Genomic DNA, 16,606 nt, shown 5'->3' with positions numbered 1-16,606 from the left:
CTAACAGAATTTTCCGCACCGTCGCAGGAACTCGAGATCAGGATTGGTAGTGCTCGGGTGGTGGTTTCTCGTGACCCGGATCCATCGACCCTTCGTTGCGTGCTCCAGGTATTGGGAGAAGGCTGGTGTGGGTAGGGCCAGAGCGGACGGTCTTCGTCATCCAAGAGCCCGTCGACATGCGCAAGTCCATTGATGGGCTGGCCGCTCTGGTGCTGGAGAGCTGGGGAAATGCGCCGTTGCGTACGGCGGTCTTTGTGGGATTCAACAAAGGCCGGGATAAAGTCCGTCTGCTCTGGTGGGACCGCCAGGTGTGCCCCGGCGCCAAGGATTACGGCGTTGCCAAGTCTAGGAAGATACCGCCCAAGTATGAGGGTCAGTTGCAGCACTCCCTTGCCGTTTCCCGCTCGGATTTGCTGGTGTACGCCAGTTACCGCCCAGAAGTGGATCCGAAGCCCATTCTGATCGAGGTCAAACCAGCTCCTGTCTATCAGGATCGTCTCTTTCGCATGGAAGAAGCATTCTGGAAAGCGGTTCAGGAGCGCGACTGGAGCCTCTTTGATTCGGTAGCTACTGGATCGCTCCCAGAAGGGTTTGCGGAGATTGCTGCAGAATACCGAGAGGTAGCGCAACTCTTGTCCGAAGTATCAGACCGAGAAAACCTTGAAAAAGGTACTCTTGTCTACTTTGGTTGGCGAGGGCTCACTCGCTGCTTGCGGAGTGGAAGTCACCCGATCCAAAGTTCGTGGCTCTAGCGACTTTGCCAAAGCGGTCAAGGAACTAGGCATCGAGGCTGATTCGTTGGAGTGCTTCCGTAAGCCTGAATCTATACGCGAGATCGTCAAGATTCTTAATAACTGACTAACCCCAACCTCAAGTCTCCGGACCTGGGGTTTTTCTAGGTCATATCAGCTAGTTGCAAAACGGGTTCGGACCATGATTCTGCATGTGTCAACGTGCCCGTCCTATGCAATATCTAGTTCACACCCAATCCTAGAGCATGGTCGCTAAAAAACAGGCTGTAATGCGTAATGGCGAAAAACAAGAACGTCAGAGACCATGCACGCCGGTCCCATTCACCCGCGTGCACTTAACACAGAGGATCGATCTGCTAAGGTTACAGCATCCGCTAAAAATACACCTATTACCTACGCGTAGGTTACAAGGATCGTTTAAAATCAAGCAATAATCCTCAAATTATGGTGCGATAATACTGCGCCATCCAATCGGCGAAACAGGAGGGGAAGGAAGGACAAAGGATGAGATGGCTCCATTTCCCAAGGGGACCAACAAATGATTGCCAACCTGTGTCGGTGTGTTTGCATAAACATCACCTAAGGACACGCCAGAAACGTACTGAGAATTGGCGGTCAATGGTTGCGTGAGGTTGTTATTCAGAAAGAACTGAGGCTGACTAAAAGTTGTACCTTCGATATAGTTGATAATCATTAGATAACTGGTGCCTGTGCCACCACAAGTATCGCTAGATGGAGCGTACATAGTGAATATTAGCCTATTCAAATTGATTTCCATATTTGATATAGACCGCAGTCCAACGGGTAAATTACCGTTCGCGCTATCCGTAAGGTTCATGTACCACCCTTTTTGCATGGCCCAGTTTATAAGGCCGTTGCCGCTCGATGGCGGCAACTCAACGACCACGTGCTCACCGTTGTTGCTTGTAACTCCCGTAATGGCACGTTGCTGCAACTGCGATAGTGTTACTATCTTACCATTTCCAGAAGATAATATCCCGTATATTGATTGCACAGAAGTATTTGAGAGATCGGATGTCTGAAGCAATTGCCCGGTCCCGAATAGAACAAAATTTCCGGCAGGCGCACCAGCAGGAGCAGTAGTAACCAGTGGTTGCGTGGTGATCGGCTGCGGAACCGTACAAGTAGACGCCCCTCCTGGACAATTTGTCGAACTGGTTGTTGTTGCATGAAATAACACGGACACAGTAGGTGGTGTATTAGGTGACGGAACAGACGGAGGATTGAGTAGCTGACTGAGATTAATGTCCCAGAGATTTCCCTGCAGGTCTCCAACATAGGCCGTACCCGCCAGGAAACCATTTCCGGATGATGCGAGAGCTGGGGTGGAAAGACCATCCGGAAAATTTGTGCTGCAATATGTAGAATTGTAATTTACGGCTGCGCAGAGATTGACCGATTTAATAAGCCGCCCAGTTCCCGCATTTACAATAAATAAATAGGGCCACCCAGCTGGACTATTGTAACCAGATCCAAAAATAGCAACCCATGTTGGTACCCCTTTAACATCAACTTCAGAGAGTTGCGGCTGACTATACGTGAGTCCCAAGTCCGGGTTTTTGAACTGCCACAGAACATCTGATGAATTAAACCCCGTGGGGTTAGTTACATTCAAAGCGTAAATTGCATCTCCGCCATCATTCAATCCGCCGACCAATACGCTTTCCCAAGAGTTGGAACTCGTCTCAATATCCGCCTCAGACGGCGTGCCATCCACGTAAAAGCGATGAGTATAATTTAACTGCGGGAGCTTCCAGAGATCGTTATACACCCCTTCCGGAACATAGGCAAAAACAGGCGCGCCTGTGGTCGCGTTAAAAGCGTACAAGAGCCCGCCATTAGACCCAACATAGACCACAGGCGTGCGCGAAGCATTCTGCTGTGCAAAACTTTGGTAGCTGGGCGTTAACAATCCTTGGTCAGGAGATCCAACATATACTGGGCTGCTATCGACAATATCTCCCAGCAATGCCTCCGGAGAACGAAAAATACCTCCACTGGTGTTTCCAGTAAGCATCCAAGCCATGATTGCCTGCCCATAAGTAGCTGAGCTTCCGCCAAATGTCGCTTGCTGGCTACCGCTGAGGCTAGACCAACCTTGTTCCAACTCCGATTGCTGTGAGGTAGAGAGACTGCTCCAAATAAAAGGCTCTCCACAACCGTTATTGCCACATGCAGGATTCCAAGTAAACACCTTATTGCTCAAGCTGGTGGCAGTAAGTGTTCCATTACCGTGGGTACCTACCGCCTCCCACTGGATTGTAGGTGAGGAGGGAGACGTGTAGACACTGCTCAATGTTTCCGCCAGCAGGTTGCCAGTCCAAAACTTGGTGTTGAAACTTGCTTGGTATACCAGATTCGCCGCCGTATTGCTGGATGCGTTTAAGGCGACGCCGGTCGTGCTCAGTTGTTGTTCAACCTTTTTCAGGATAACGCTAATGTCAGAAGAAACCGCGGCCGGACTTGTTGCTGGAAAATATTGGGCAGTACCACCAGCTAACGCCATGGCTTGCAGCGTATCTGCAGCCACAGGATTGAGCTTTGGATCAACGCCCGCGCCCACACCAATGATATAGGTTTTTATACCATTATCTGCCAATTCCTGCAGAGCGGATATGGTATCCGTGAGTGCGCGGTCATTGGTAGAGTTGACTGTACCATTCGAATTAAATGTCGCATATTCGGTATAACCCGATGCCGCAGCACTTCCCAACGGCGGCCACAAGGCTCCACTGTTGGATACCGTCGGTAGCCCATCTGTAATAAAAATAATGTACGTCGGGGCGGAACATCCATTACTGCTTGGCAACGTAGTGCCAGTAAGGTAGTTCAATGCACTTTGTAGTGTTTCCGACATCGGCGCATTAACCGCATCAGCCTTGATTTCTGAAGAACTAGGATTGTTTGTTTCCGGTGCAAGATTTGTTTTAAACTCATTAAGCTGCGATGTAGTTGAGGCAGCTATAGGGATGACAAGATTGCCTGCATTAGATATATTGTTATAATATCCAAAACCTCTTTCCGAATACCAGACCTCTGGTGAATATGGTACATAACCGGCATTGGTAGGACCGGTGCTAAACTGTCCATTATTTGGAACGCTGTTATAATAATTTTCGTTTATGCTACCGCTATTATAGTGTTGCAGGTTGTAATTCGTATACGGGTTTCCTGGATTTGGACCTCCGTAGGTGATGAAGTTCGAATTCAATCCACCTCCGGCGTACAAGACGTCATTAATATTCGGCTCATCACTCGTATCTTGGATGTAGAGATATTCGTCACCGAACGAACCAGACACCCCGTTAGACGCGAAGAAGTTATGAATTTGTTGGCAGGAGTAGGTATTCTGCGTATTACTATAATAACATGGATTTGGTACGGCATGTAATTGGACCGTTGTTCCTTGCGGTGTGATCTGCGGTGGAGCGGAAGCAGATTGACCGAAGGAAAAACCATCGGGACCACTCATGTAATATACCCAAGTTGTGTTGATGCTTGGCGTACCTTTTACCTTATAGTCCATCAGTCCAAAATTCATCAAGCCATTCCATTGGTTATAAGATTGCAGAATGGCCTCTTTTGCTACATTAAGGCGGCTCGCGGAATTATCGGTGCAGGTATTGTTAGTGCATACAGTGTACGGTGTGGTTCCTGAAGTAGCATTGGTGACAGGCGCGGTAAACCCGGCTGGAACAGAATAATCTGCCGGACTGCTCGAGTTGGCATTAATTACAGAAGGAGAGAAACCATTGGAGGTAGCTGTCCCAGATCCTGTCATAATTGCCCCAGATAGATCTCCATCCATAGACTGAGAATTATCTAGAATGAAAAGAATATTGGGTTTTCCATAATGAGTGGCCAAAAGCGGCGTTGGAGATATAGAGAGTAGCGGAGGAAGAGTACCTGCGTCGCTGTCCTGCAATAAACCAAAGAATATGGTTCCGCCAACGAGGAGAGAAACTATCGCTCTACTATTCATTCTATAATCCTTATCGAGACTGCGGAATACGATATAAGGTCTGTGTCACTACGGACAGCCCATCTTGGGGATTAGTTGGGTCATTGGTCGTCAACGCTGTTACTCGATAGTAATAGCAGCGACATAGGTTCGTTGGTGCCTTACTACTCGTGCAACCCGGTACTGTACATAGTCCATTCCCATAGTATTCCATAACCCATTTCACGGTAGCGCCTGGTAAGCTGGATGCAAGTGGACCAACGACGTTATTTGGTACTGTATTCGCCGTAGACCAAATGTTTCCGGTATCTGCCACCTGCGCACTAGTCAAGGGTGTGGCACAGCCTATGGCGCCATTGGTGCATGCATCATTATAAAAAAATGCTGGTTTGGTTGTGGGGATTCCGGGAGGAAATGAGATGTTTGCATTTCCCCATTGAATAGCGGCCTGAACGGCCAGCGATCCCAATTGGGTTGCAGTTTGGTGTTCTGCCTGGGTATAGGTTAGGCGTTCTGTCTGGCCGCCCAGCTCTAAGGCCGCGTATCCCAGAATTGCGAGCACCATGAGAATGATAATGGCGAACAACAGAGACTGTCCGGATTGATTGTGTCGTTTCATATGGTTAATGCCAGATCATGTTCATGACGGGTACTGTGGTGGTCATCACTGTAAATTGGGCGTTATGAGAGCCTGCTGGCGGATAAAAATAGACTGCTGGCAGCGATTCTCCCGTTATGCTCTGTGAGGCTGGTACAGCTGGTATAAGTTGCAGCTTTGTTGGCGCATCTTGTTGCGGTGTTTGTACGTGACTTTGCGCAACCACTGCGACCATTACCGTGCGGATATCGTTCGCGTAGTTAGGGTCATAATAACCGTAACTTTGCACAGATTGTCCTCCGTTGGTGTTGTATCCAAAAAGAACTTGCAGATCGTCGATACCCGTGGCAAATAGACTTGCAGCGCCACCACCTGTAGAAAGGGTAAGGGAACCGGGAGTTGCTCCGCTGGGGGGGTGACCGAGTATGTCAATTGCGTGATATTGGAAGCGCCAGTATCGTATACCTGCGCAGCATCCATATCCGCAGTCGTCAACGTTGGAATCAATGTCGCAAACCCGCCGGAAGGATTGTTCTGGTTTTCTCCATGATCAAAGGTTACTACACAAGCGCCAGCGTTGCTGCTAGGAGTCTGTGTGGCATATACCATTGCACATTCCCCACCGGAGAATGCCGCCACCAGTCCATCTCCTTTCTGGATGGGGGTTTGACACCCCGTGGTTGCTCCGGGCGCCGAATTGATATGGAAGTTCGACGCGCTTGGGCTTGGACTATCGACCATCATTCCCACAGGGACTCCGGCAAAATCGGAAGTTCCTAAATAAACCGTTAGCGATACTGGTGGCGGATTGGTTTGGGTTGGGGTGCCATTTGGGGTAACAGATATCGGGTTCAGTGGCGTCGCATTTCCGTTATAGGTCACGATCTGTGTACACCCTGGTATGGAGGCAAACCCATACCCAGCGTTGGCGATATCGTTTGCTACTACTTCCAACGCATGGCGGTCAGTATTGATGACGTCTGCTGTACCTTGGTTCTCAAGAAACCCCCACTCATTTTGCATAAAGAACGTAAAAAGTATGACTGAGACAATTGCAGAAATTACAATTGCCACCAACAGTTCGGTCAAGGTTAAGCCAGCCTCAGGGCTGGACAATATATGTGCTGGCCGCATAACTCTCCTTTCCTGTCTTGCCTGTCCAGGTGACGGTTACCGTAGCAACGCATGGTGGTTGCTCACACGTGTCGCCCTGTGGATTCAGCACGGAAATTTTCCCCACACCACCAGGTAAGATGGATTGCACATTCGTCGCCCAGTTCTGCACGGCCCAGGAAGCTGCACCACTTTGTGGCCAGGAATTTGGGTTAGCCGTATCGACGTTCGCATAGGAACTGAGCTGAGAGGTACCTCCACCCCAGGCGTTCGCGAGCATGGAGTTCGCAAGGAATGCCGCATTCGCATTGACGGCTGCATTCCCTAAGGCCAATGCGGAACTGACTTGCAAATAGGCAACACCTAGCAGCCCGACCAGCAAAACGACCATTGCCACTAGGATTTCAATCAAACTAAATCCCGCTTCTGCTGAAACTTGTGTCGACAATGATTGTTCTGGAGTTCCTGCGCTGGCCTGCAAATCATCCCATTTTGGTGCATAAATCTTGGCAAGGCCACAAACAAAACATCGCAATCTGTCTGATTGTTCCCCTAGGTTAAACGAGGACGGTAAGCGTGCATTCCACATGTACCGAAAGGGCGCGCGCACGTCAGTGAATGAACGCTTTACACGAACAGCCATCTGTTACCCCCCTATGAGTCACCACGGCACCCATCCTGAAGTTCGGCATGTACATGGCCACCACCAGGGCCGGCAACGATGCCCAGAATGACCATGATGATGGGCTCAACGAGCATGGTCGTACGGTTAATTGCCTCGTTGACCTCATTTTCGTAGGAGTCCGCTACCTTACCCGACATCACCTCGATAGCGCCAGTTTCTTCACCTATGGCGAACATCTGCGTCGCCATTAGCGGAAACACGGCGTCCTCCCTGAGCTTGTCGCTGCGCCGATAGGCATGGTGAAAGAGAAACACGGCAGCGATGGGTGCTCCCACGACGACGTACCAATGCTCTTTCATCCAGTCGGAAATCTTGATGACGACTTGCGTCAAGAGCTGCAGCGTCGCACCAAAACTACTGGACAAATGGGCAAAGGCCGGGATCACGAAGATCATGACGGTAAGGATGGCTGCCGGGTAGAACATGGCCGACGTGACCTTTTTGGTCAGGGCCAGTCTCTTTTTGCGATAGTCCGCCAGACGCAGCGGGATGGTGCTGAGAATACCGCCCTGCTCGCCTGCCGACACCAGAGAAACAAACAGGCGATCGAAATACTTTGGGTAGTGTGCGAAGGACTGGGGGAGGGATTCTCCCTCGTTCAAATGGCGCAGGGTGCCCTTGAGCAGCTTGCGCATGCTCAGCTGGGAGGTGGCCGAAATCAACAAGTCAAATCGCTGCACCATGGGCACCCAGCGATGATCATGGTCGAGAGCTGCCGCATCATGACCGGTGCGCTCACCGTCAAGAAGCGGCTTCGCGCCTTTTTGATGACGGTGGGCGTGAGCTTCACACGGAGCAGGTTGGCTTTGACCACGTTGGCCGAGGAAGCGGTCATCTCGCCTTTTTGCCGGGCCTTAGCGTCGAGCCCCTTCGCTTCCCAGAGGAAGTTGATGAACCTTACTTCCTTGGCAAGCGTCTTACTCTTGGTAACTGATGTCGCCATCGCAGACTCCTGTATAATCCTCCCAGGTAATTAGGACAGATCCTCAATTTTACATGCCCAAGCCGGAGGCAACGCTGATCGGCCACCCTTTCGAGTTTTCGTCAGGAAGCCCCAGCGGCCGGTGTAAAGACACTTTCGTAGTACACCCAATAGGTGCTGCGTTTGTTCCGCAGTGCTTTAGCTCTGTAGAGCGCTTGGTCAGCAAAGCGCAGCAATTTTCCCGCGTCGAACATGCCATCCTCTGGATACCGAGTAATTCCCATGCTAAGTTGCACTGTAACTTCTTGTCCGTTTGGCAGAGAAATGGGTGAATGGACCAGAATTTCGAGTTTTTCCAGGACCAGTTCCAGACCCTCTCGACTTTGATGCCCCTCCAGCAGAATCACAAACTCATCACCACCCAAACGCGCCACATAATCGGTGCGCCGCAGGCCCTCGCGCAGCCTGCGGGCCACCACTTGCAGCACAAGATCGCCCGCGTCATGGCCGTAGCCGTCATTGATGGGCTTGAAAGAATCTAAGTCAATGAAACATACCGCGAGGTTCGATCTGTTGCGTTGGGCTCGCGCTAAGGCCTGTTCCATTTCTTCTTCTAGCGCCTGGCGATTCGCCAGCCCGGTCAGGCGGTCGTGGCGGGCCTCGTACTCCAGTTGCCCCAGGAGCGAATGCTCGCGGCTCACGTCGCGCAAAATGCCCAGAAAATGGGTCAACTCCTCGGCGGCGTTGCGAACCGGGACGATACTCACCTGATTCCAGAACGTCTGACCATTCCGCTGGTAATTCAGCAGCTTGCCAGACCAGGCAACGCCATCGCGCAAGGCCATGTCGAGGCTCGCCAGATCCGCCAGACTGGTCTCCGGGCCTAGCAGGATCTTCAGCCCCTTGTGGCAGATCTCTTCTTCCTTGTAGCCCGTCATCAAGGTGAAGCTCTGATTGACATAGAGCACCCGCCGGCGCGTGTCGGTGAGCACCACGCTGTCCAGGGCGGCGCGCAGGCCCGAGCCGAGAATGAGCTGCAACTGCTGTTTGGCGAGGTCTTCGAGGACATCGCCCAGCAACTGTGCCGTGGATTCGAGGAGCATCTGGCTGTCGCTGGGCCAGTCGCTTTGCCGCTCCCGCGCCAGCAGCAGCAGGGCCCAGATGCGCCGACGCCGCAACACCGGCAGGATGGCCGAGGCGCGCAGCCCGCGCCGCGCCGCCTGTGCATTCCACTCCGCCAAGGCCGCGGCAGAGGGGCGCTCCTCCGAGTACCAGGCGCGCCCCTCGCGCCAAGCCCTCCCCAGTGGACCCTGGGTATCGGTGATGGCGGCACTCGGTGTACAGCAGATATCACTGACGAAAGCGCGGGGACCACTCAGGGCCACCGGCTGGAGCATCGACTGTGGGCCGGGGCGCAGCAATGCCGCCAGGTCCGCCACGCCCTGTTGCACGGTGATCTCACAAAAGCGCTGCAGAACCTGCCGTTCCTCCGCCGCCGGCACCAATACCGCCGACAAGGCCCCGCGCCAGGCGAGCAACTGCTGCTGCTCGCGCACCGTCTGGTCGGCTTGCGGCGGGCGCCCCAGGCGCTGCCAGAAGCTGCGGCCAGGGGAACTCCGGGGGGCGTCGTCGCTACTCACGGCGGCACTGCGGCCCGACTAGCTCGCCAGCCGCGGGGCGATGCGCCGCTCGCGCTGCATCTCGTACAGGGCAATGAGCTCGCTGCGCACCACATTCAGCTCCAGGTCGAGGCTGGCGATGGGGGCGCCGCGCTCGGCGCGACGGTCAAGCAGGCGATGGCGGCGAGATTGCAGTTGCTGGATGCGTTCCTGAACGTTCATCTTTCACTCTCCTGGTTGCGTATACGGCTAGGGGGTAATCCCGCCGTTTTGGTTAATGACGACGCCAGAACCGGTAGCGGCGCTGGGGAAACCAGCGGCACTGCAGGCGCGGGCGATGTATGTTCCTAGATCACCGGAGCAGTCTTTGGTGACAACCGATACGTTGGTCTCGGCGGGGCTGCTGGCGGTGATCACTGCAGAGCTGATAACCACCTGCCCGCAGATGGTACCCGGGCCTCCGGTCACGAAGGCGGGCGTTCCCTGGCCATAAACTGGGTCAGCAACGTCGTCCGTGGCTTGACCATTGAGGGTCTTGTAGAGGGTCGTCTGTACGCCATTCAGGGATGCAGCGTAAGCATTGGACACCTCGTCTACGGCGATCTTGAAATCAGTGGCTACGGCCTGTGCCTTTGCAGTTTGTAGGTATTGGAAATAAGCGGAGATCGCCAAGGCAGCCAGAATAGCGATGATCGCGATAACGATCGTAAGATCAATGAGCGTGAATCCATTTTGGACAAAGTCACTTTTCAATTTTTCCGCCCATCTATTTCTTAAAGACCATCGGGAAAAGAAGGAGATGTGAAAAGTCCTTGACGCCTGAACCACTTCTGAAGCAGTGTTAACACAGCGGATGCTGTTGCTGTCTTTAACGGAACCAAAAAGAGTCCATCCTGAAATCCTGCGCCTCCGACTCCAAAGAACCATCCAGTTTGCCAGTGAGACGCAGTCCCCGCGCCAAACAGGTCTGGGATCAAGGTAGAAAAGAAAGCCAGAGGATACACTAGAAGCCATGGGAACCGATCCCCCAAGAGAAAAACAAGTAAAGGCCAGAGAATGATACTTCCGGTAAAAACGTGTAAGCCAAGCACTCCCCACCGTTCCGAAGACATTCCGATCGTCCAAGCAAAGAGCAGAAACCCAAATATGAGTTTCTTGTCTTTGATTTTGTGAAAATACCGAACTAAAAATAGAATACTAATGATCATCGGAAGAACAGCACCTTCCAATGAACAAGGGCTATCAAGATATACAGAAAGAGGAAGAGCCAAAAACAATAACCACTTTGAATGTATCCATCTGAAAGTAAATGCACAAATATATAAGCATTTTGTCATACAATGTATACCGATGCTCAATCTTAGTCACGTTGCTAGAAAAGTATTACCGTTCCGAAAAACGGTAATACTTTCATGTAATATCAAAACTGTGGAGTAATCTGTCCGCCTGCGCTCACCGAAACTTTGCAAGTGCCAGTAAATGGGTAAGTGATGGGAGTTCCGGCAGCTATACACGCACCAGGAATAGCCTTTTGAATCGCAGCCGCCGCGTCAGTGGCAGCAGATGCATTTGTGCCCTTCGTTCCTTTTAGGTTAACCGTAACTGTGAAAGGCCCTGTATCTGTCGGTCCGATGGCGCCAGCCGTTGTTCCACCAACTACTACTGTGCCAAGCGTAGTGCCAGAAGTAGCATAGGCATAATCTGTCGCTGCGAGACCAGGAATCGGATTGGCAGCGTTATAGGCCAGCACGCCAGGCGTGGTTGCGGTGCCGACCAAGGTTGTTGTTTGTCCAGCTTGGGCGGCAGCAACTGCAGAGGTAACAGCAGTTACAGCGGAATGAAAGTTCGTCGCTACGTCAGTTCCTTGAGATGTCGCAATGTACTTCTCGTACTGCGGAATGGCGATGGCGGCCAGAATGCCAATGATGGCGATGACGATCATCAGCTCGATGAGGGTGAAACCGGCCTCGGCGGCCCGCTTCGCTTGCTGTACTTTCATGCTCATGGGGTACATCCTCCTGCAGAGAAGTGAATCTACACTCGCCCATTGCGAGTTAAGAATTTTATAGCAAGAACGATGCCAGATAACTAACTATCTGATTTTATTATTATCACATAGTGACTGTATAGTGATATTCTCGGCATGTCTCGAGGAAGTCGGTGGACATAATCACCCCCCCTGAAAATGTCTACCGAGAGTTCGGTAGACATAGCCACTGCCCCTGAAAATGTCCACCGAGAGTTCGGACGACATGCATCTTTGAACCTCCCCACGGAAAACCCCACTGTTTCTTGATGGACACGCTTCCGCCAAGCACTCATCATAGGCTTCGATATCCTCTGGAGGCTCTATGCAACTATCCACTGCGACCGTAAGTATGCTTACTGGAAAATCGACAAAAACGATCTATCGATGGGTCGATGACGGCCAAATGAAGGCAGCTACCCAGGATGAAGGAGGCTGGACGGGGGGAAAAATTGGCGGGAAATTGCTCTTCTCCTTGTCTGATATTGCCCCGTTCATGACAATCCCAGTTACCACAGAGCTGGAAAATGCATTGAATGCTGCCGAAAAAGGTATGGCTGAAGGGTTCAATGAAGTTGGCCTCATCTTCTTCGAGAACAAAGTCTATGACATCGCATTTGTTTGGTTCAATATGGCGGCAAAGAAGGGGCACCTGGATGCCATGGACTGGCTATCAACCTGTTACATTGAGGGGTTTGGCACGGAGGCTGACCTTGCGAGAGGCATAGAGTGGCTTGGGAAAGCTGCGGCTGGTGGGCACTCCATAGCAGCGGCAAAGATCAAAGCACTAAACCAGTAAGAATGGCTTCTTGGTTTCTCGAATGGATGTTGCGGGAATTCTAACTCATGCGACACCTTGCACCCCGCCGGAGTCCTTGGTAGAAGTCATGGGGGTCTTTCATTGCAGGCAGAAAGGTCCGCGCAAGTGGCATTGATGGATATCTACCCGAAGTGCCACTGGATATTTCTCGTGCTCACCGTCCGCGACTGCGCTATCTCCGACTTGCGCGACACCATCACGGCCATGAACCGGGGATGGCACCGTCTGCTTAATCGGAAAGACTGGCCTGCCTATGGCTGGATACGGGCTGTAGAGGTGACGCGCGGCGAGGATGGCAGCGCCCATCCGCATTTTCACTGCTTGCTAATGGTGCCGCCGTCCTACTTTGGTAAGGGCTATGTCCCGACCAGCGAGTGGGTGCGGCGCTGGCGGGAATCGATGCGCCTCGACTACGACCCGGTCTGCGACATCCAGGTTATCAAACCAAAGATCAAGGATGCGGCGGCAGTGGCGGATGGCTCCGCAGCGGACCTAAGGGCCGCGCTACGCCATGCTATCGCCGAGACTGCGAAGTACCTGGTCAAGGCATCCAATCTGCTTGCAGGCGGCCCGGAGTGGCTCGCGCAGTACATCGAACAGGTCCACGGGACCAAGATCATCACCAGCGGAGGAGCGCTGCGCGGCATCCTCGCCAAGATGGAGAAGGAGGGTGGCGACCTCGTGCATGTGGATGGTGACAAGGAAGAGGGCGACAGTGGCGAGGCATGGCTGGCGTTCTACTGGCACCGGCCCAGGAGGATGTATGCTCGGAAGATACGGCGCAGCTGAGGCTTCCTTGCCTAGCAATGCAAGGCGCGCTTGGTTCTTTTTCTACGCCGTCAAGACGCTGACAGAGACCAGTTTCCGCCGGCCACGCCGTCGATGGGATTGTGCCCATTCCCGCCCGCTAACAGCGCTATAGGCATTCCTGCAGGCACCCCGACGAATCTCCCAGCTCAGGGTGCTGGTGTTACGCCCCATCGTCCCAGCCATGCCGCTGGTCGTATGCCCTTCGTTCAGCTCTCGCTGTAAGCAAGTTTCGTTCTTCAGGGCACAACTGATTGCATTTGCTTCTCATCCTATCTACCGCCCATTAGCAGGCTGAAAAACCGGGCAATAAAACTGACAATGCTTCGGTTTTCTCAAGAATGACTGCCTGAGCGCGCCTCTGGGCGGCTTTTCAGCGGTTTTTTTGGTCATATTAATCGAATTACCGAATTCTGTGCGCAGTGCTCCCATCACGGCACCCCTAGTCGCGCCATGCGCACCAGATTGTAGGCAGTGGAAAGCAGAGTGAAGTGTAGACCCACACGATCCAGTCCACGGAAGAGCCAGGAACTGGACCATATGATCCGTGGTGCGGCCATTGTGTGGGGTGCAAGAGTAATGGTATCAGCGTCGCTCTCGTAAGTGGCGGCATCCACAGACATTGGTTAGGCGCTCAGCGCCAACTACCACAAGATCCAAAATATCGAAGTACAACGTGGGCAAATCTGTTGAGAAGTGGGGAACAACGGGGAACAACGGGGAACAACGGGGAACAACGGGGAACAACGGGGAACAACGGGGAACAACGGGGAACAACGGGGAACAGCGGGCCAATGTGGGGAAATGCGGGGAACTATGGGCAAACGCGGGCTAGTATGGGGAGAAGTGTTTTTCTCTGGGTAGTTACGGGTGAATACGGGGAGAAATGGGGAATTATGGGCAAATCTGTTTTTTCGAGGATTGCATGACGGATCAGAAGCAACCATCGCGGACCAGGAAACGCACTTATCTTCCTCATAACCCCTTGGCCCCATTGGCAATCTGGATACCCAAGGCGCAATTGCTTGCCGAGCATCTGCAAGACCTGCGGGACCGTCGCGATGCCCTGTTGGCTTGGACCCCGCCGAGAGGGTGGTCTATCCGGCAGACGCATTGCCGTAGCCGCTGCCCGGCTTGTCCACACGCATCTTTTTCCTATCGCGGTCTTCAGGGTCAGGGCCGTCTCCTCTCTTTGGCGGTGGCAGAACTCTCCTTCAAGTACCGAAAGGCACGACAGATCATAGAGATACAGAAAAAACTAGACCATTATTCCGATCTCTCTATGCGCCAGGTTGCGGTCCTCTCAAGGGACATGCCTGACTCTCCGCGCCCGGAGGGCATTTTTACCCCCATCCCTTACCACCTGTTCGCCTGGAAAGTGATTGAGAACAATCGGCTAGTCCTTGCTTTGCAAAGAGAAACCAGGGACTGGAACACAGAAAACAACCGCGCGCATCATGACAAGGTGGCCAGGCAGGGAGCCTTGGGGTTCCGAATCGACCATCAACAGTCGGGCGCCTTTGTGCCACGCTGGGCTATCTGGGTCCGTGGGCGAATGGGCCAATGGATCGGCGCGAAACGGGCAACTCCCACGTTTGGCAAGGACTACAAGGATCCGACCAGGGTGGTCCATATCCCTGTCCGAATGACAGTCAAAGTGTGCGCCCTGACGGGCAATGGCAAGCACAAACGATACTACCAACAGCAGGAAAAGGCGCGTTCGGAACTCGTCAAAAAAATCGGCGCATTGTCCAAAACGCACCGATCTCTCGTGCAATTGCGCCGCAGCCTACTCTCTGATCAAGATGCCATGAGCCGCAGGGGCTTATTAAGAAACCAAGTGCAGCCATCTGGAGACGACAGTGAGGGTGACGCTTAACCGATTGTTATACAAAGAAAAGCCTCATACAGGGTCGCAAGAGCCACCGGGGATTATTGTGAAATCGTTTTTTGCCGCCGCCGCTTATTTGATCATAAGAAATTCAGCCTTTCCCTGGCCCAACTCCTCAAGACACCTACCCAGCCATCTCCTGCGCTGGCACCAAGCCGTCCTTACCATTGGATGCCAGCAAAACCGCTGCATTAACCGCCATCGCATAATTCCCCAATTGCCAGCAGCCAGCAGGAACCATCGCATGTCGCACCCCGCACCAGATCAGGAAGAACATTCAGCCGCCACCGCGCCCCAGTCAGCCCCGCTCTGCGCCGGCATCAACTTGGGCTATGGTCACATCAAGCTCTCCACCCCGGCCTCCACTTTCCTCGCCGCCTCTGCCTTCGCGCCAGCCAACCGGCTCTATGATGGCATCGGGCGCCAGCGGGACACCCACAAGGTCACCGTAGACGGCACCGTGTACGAGGTGGGTTCTGATGTCATCACCCTGGCTCGCGCCAAGGAGGGCATGCTGTTCACATCCAGTGATCCAATGCTTTGGTCGTGCCCCTTGCTTCGCTGTAAAGGAAGTCATTTCTACCTACCGGAGGTAACTATGCTTGCAAAATCGAATACTGATCTCAACATTTGCGCACAACTTCTGGCCCTCCAAGTTCTGTCGAACGGCGGAAACCAGACGACAATTAACCCTAGATTGTACGCAAAAATAATTTCTCGCGGCCTCAAAATAATCAGCGAAGCCAAGACCGACCTTGTTTCCAATCTACTTTCGAAGTTAGCAAAATCATTTGCAAGCGATAATGATTTATCAAATTTTCTTGCCGCGGATATCGATGAAGAGCTTACACCAAATGCAATCATCAAGTCTGCAACCAGACTTTTGCTGTGCAAATATGTTTCTGAGGCTCTTGCCATTGACAACAATTTTTTAACCAGTCTAAAGAAAAATATTTACCAACACTCAGTTATTTTTATTGATATGGCTCACTCTCTATCAAATGAGTATGAAAATCTAGCCTGCAATGATGACAAATCAAGCAGCGGAGTGGAAACTGAATTATTAGCGGAAGAGGAAGCAGCAATAAAAATTATGACAAGACTTTTGCCTGTGCAGGTTTGTCCAATATTTTCCGAAGAACCCAAGTCCGTACACTAAGGAATCTCTAAACTGGCGCTAAAAAAGTCGGCATGATTTTGAGCAAACTTGTTGCACAGGAGCGATTCTGCAACAAATATCTTCATTTTTCTTCTCAGGAGCAAAAAAGGTGTCCAGCAACCTTTGAATCGGTCGCAACTCTGCTGTTTAGGGCGGAGTACGCCGGTAACCGGCAGCAGAGCCCTGTTGTTTTGTGTGGGAACCGGGGGAACCAGGAGAACCGGCATGATTT

The 16,606-nt window shown here is 52.4% G+C and carries 15 protein-coding genes; 5 read left to right on the top strand and 10 right to left on the bottom strand.

Annotated features, from left to right (window positions below; genetic code table 11):
• Window positions 1–125 precede the first annotated feature (125 nt).
• Entirely contained in the window at window positions 126–752 is a 627-nt protein-coding gene (gene tnpB / locus ORD17_RS11610; protein WP_308388660.1) for an IS66 family insertion sequence element accessory protein TnpB, read from the top strand.
• A 442-nt stretch (window positions 753–1,194) separates the two neighbouring features.
• On the opposite strand, the gene ORD17_RS11605 is transcribed toward tnpB, so the two are convergent.
• The 10 genes from ORD17_RS11605 to ORD17_RS11565 form a co-directional block, all read right to left on the bottom strand.
• Window positions 1,195–4,755 (bottom strand): PilC/PilY family type IV pilus protein, encoded by a 3,561-nt coding sequence (locus ORD17_RS11605; RefSeq protein WP_308388659.1) that lies wholly within the window; start codon window positions 4,753–4,755, stop codon window positions 1,195–1,197.
• A gap of 602 nt (window positions 4,756–5,357) precedes the next feature.
• Window positions 5,358–5,663, bottom strand: a complete 306-nt coding sequence (locus ORD17_RS13515) for a hypothetical protein (protein WP_374693411.1) — start codon at window positions 5,661–5,663, stop codon at window positions 5,358–5,360.
• Entirely contained in the window at window positions 5,567–6,466 is a 900-nt protein-coding gene (locus ORD17_RS11600; RefSeq protein ID WP_308388658.1) for a prepilin-type N-terminal cleavage/methylation domain-containing protein, read from the bottom strand. Before ORD17_RS11600 ends, ORD17_RS13515 begins: the two co-directional genes overlap by 97 nt.
• A complete protein-coding gene (locus ORD17_RS11595) occupies window positions 6,435–7,088 on the bottom strand; it encodes a prepilin-type N-terminal cleavage/methylation domain-containing protein (protein ID WP_308388657.1) in 654 nt (217 codons plus the stop codon). Before ORD17_RS11595 ends, ORD17_RS11600 begins: the two co-directional genes overlap by 32 nt.
• An 11-nt stretch (window positions 7,089–7,099) precedes the next feature.
• Window positions 7,100–7,813, bottom strand: a complete 714-nt coding sequence (locus ORD17_RS11590) for a type II secretion system F family protein (protein ID WP_308388656.1) — start codon at window positions 7,811–7,813, stop codon at window positions 7,100–7,102.
• Window positions 7,789–8,073, bottom strand: a complete 285-nt coding sequence (locus ORD17_RS11585) for a hypothetical protein (protein WP_308388655.1) — start codon at window positions 8,071–8,073, stop codon at window positions 7,789–7,791. Before ORD17_RS11585 ends, ORD17_RS11590 begins: the two co-directional genes overlap by 25 nt.
• 101 nt (window positions 8,074–8,174) lie before the next feature.
• Window positions 8,175–9,692, bottom strand: a complete 1,518-nt coding sequence (locus tag ORD17_RS11580) for a diguanylate cyclase (protein ID WP_308388654.1) — start codon at window positions 9,690–9,692, stop codon at window positions 8,175–8,177.
• A gap of 18 nt (window positions 9,693–9,710) precedes the next feature.
• Window positions 9,711–9,893 (bottom strand): hypothetical protein, encoded by a 183-nt coding sequence (locus tag ORD17_RS11575; RefSeq protein WP_308388653.1) that lies wholly within the window; start codon window positions 9,891–9,893, stop codon window positions 9,711–9,713.
• A gap of 27 nt (window positions 9,894–9,920) precedes the next feature.
• On the bottom strand, window positions 9,921–10,685 hold the full coding sequence (locus ORD17_RS11570) for a prepilin-type N-terminal cleavage/methylation domain-containing protein (protein ID WP_308388652.1): 765 nt from the start codon (window positions 10,683–10,685) through the stop codon (window positions 9,921–9,923).
• A 406-nt stretch (window positions 10,686–11,091) separates the two neighbouring features.
• On the bottom strand, window positions 11,092–11,676 hold the full coding sequence (locus ORD17_RS11565; protein ID WP_308388651.1) for a prepilin-type N-terminal cleavage/methylation domain-containing protein: 585 nt from the start codon (window positions 11,674–11,676) through the stop codon (window positions 11,092–11,094).
• A 346-nt stretch (window positions 11,677–12,022) separates the two neighbouring features.
• Between ORD17_RS11565 and ORD17_RS11560 the strand changes: the two genes are divergently transcribed.
• The 4 genes from ORD17_RS11560 (at window position 12,023) to ORD17_RS11545 (ending at window position 16,374) form a co-directional block, all read left to right on the top strand.
• The gene (locus tag ORD17_RS11560) at window positions 12,023–12,496 is read left to right on the top strand and encodes a helix-turn-helix domain-containing protein (protein ID WP_308388650.1); all 474 of its coding nucleotides are present in this window, start codon (window positions 12,023–12,025) and stop codon (window positions 12,494–12,496) included.
• Between the two features lie 135 nt (window positions 12,497–12,631).
• Window positions 12,632–13,306 (top strand): protein rep, encoded by a 675-nt coding sequence (locus tag ORD17_RS11555; RefSeq protein WP_308388649.1) that lies wholly within the window; start codon window positions 12,632–12,634, stop codon window positions 13,304–13,306.
• Between the two features lie 943 nt (window positions 13,307–14,249).
• Window positions 14,250–15,203, top strand: a complete 954-nt coding sequence (locus tag ORD17_RS11550; protein ID WP_308388648.1) for a hypothetical protein — start codon at window positions 14,250–14,252, stop codon at window positions 15,201–15,203.
• Window positions 15,204–15,459: 256 nt separating this feature from the next.
• Window positions 15,460–16,374: a hypothetical protein gene (locus ORD17_RS11545; RefSeq protein ID WP_308388647.1), complete on the top strand. Its 915-nt coding sequence runs from the start codon at window positions 15,460–15,462 to the stop codon at window positions 16,372–16,374.
• The last annotated feature ends 232 nt before the right edge of the window (window positions 16,375–16,606 follow it).

It is taken from the genome of Acidithiobacillus sp. AMEEHan (assembly GCF_030996345.1).
Classification (GTDB): Bacteria; Pseudomonadota; Gammaproteobacteria; order Acidithiobacillales; family Acidithiobacillaceae; genus Igneacidithiobacillus.
Note: the sequence above shows the minus strand (reverse complement) of the source record. Positions and strands in the feature narration are given on the sequence as shown.

What these genes read in the sequence shown, in the direction of transcription:
- ORD17_RS11605 (WP_308388659.1), bottom strand. Translation starts at nt 4,755, where the DNA reads ATGAATAGTAGAGCGATAGTTTCTCTCCTCGTTGGCGGAACCATATTC.
- ORD17_RS11600 (WP_308388658.1), bottom strand. Translation starts at nt 6,466, where the DNA reads ATGCGGCCAGCACATATATTGTCCAGCCCTGAGGCTGGCTTAACCTTG.
- ORD17_RS11595 (WP_308388657.1), bottom strand. Translation starts at nt 7,088, where the DNA reads ATGGCTGTTCGTGTAAAGCGTTCATTCACTGACGTGCGCGCGCCCTTT.
- ORD17_RS11590 (WP_308388656.1), bottom strand. Translation starts at nt 7,813, where the DNA reads ATGGTGCAGCGATTTGACTTGTTGATTTCGGCCACCTCCCAGCTGAGC.
- ORD17_RS11585 (WP_308388655.1), bottom strand. Translation starts at nt 8,073, where the DNA reads ATGGCGACATCAGTTACCAAGAGTAAGACGCTTGCCAAGGAAGTAAGG.
- ORD17_RS11575 (WP_308388653.1), bottom strand. Translation starts at nt 9,893, where the DNA reads ATGAACGTTCAGGAACGCATCCAGCAACTGCAATCTCGCCGCCATCGC.
- ORD17_RS11570 (WP_308388652.1), bottom strand. Translation starts at nt 10,685, where the DNA reads ATGGCTTCTAGTGTATCCTCTGGCTTTCTTTTCTACCTTGATCCCAGA.
- ORD17_RS11565 (WP_308388651.1), bottom strand. Translation starts at nt 11,676, where the DNA reads ATGAGCATGAAAGTACAGCAAGCGAAGCGGGCCGCCGAGGCCGGTTTC.
- ORD17_RS11560 (WP_308388650.1), top strand. Translation starts at nt 12,023, where the DNA reads ATGCAACTATCCACTGCGACCGTAAGTATGCTTACTGGAAAATCGACA.
- ORD17_RS11555 (WP_308388649.1), top strand. Translation starts at nt 12,632, where the DNA reads ATGGATATCTACCCGAAGTGCCACTGGATATTTCTCGTGCTCACCGTC.
- ORD17_RS11550 (WP_308388648.1), top strand. Translation starts at nt 14,250, where the DNA reads ATGACGGATCAGAAGCAACCATCGCGGACCAGGAAACGCACTTATCTT.
- ORD17_RS11545 (WP_308388647.1), top strand. Translation starts at nt 15,460, where the DNA reads ATGTCGCACCCCGCACCAGATCAGGAAGAACATTCAGCCGCCACCGCG.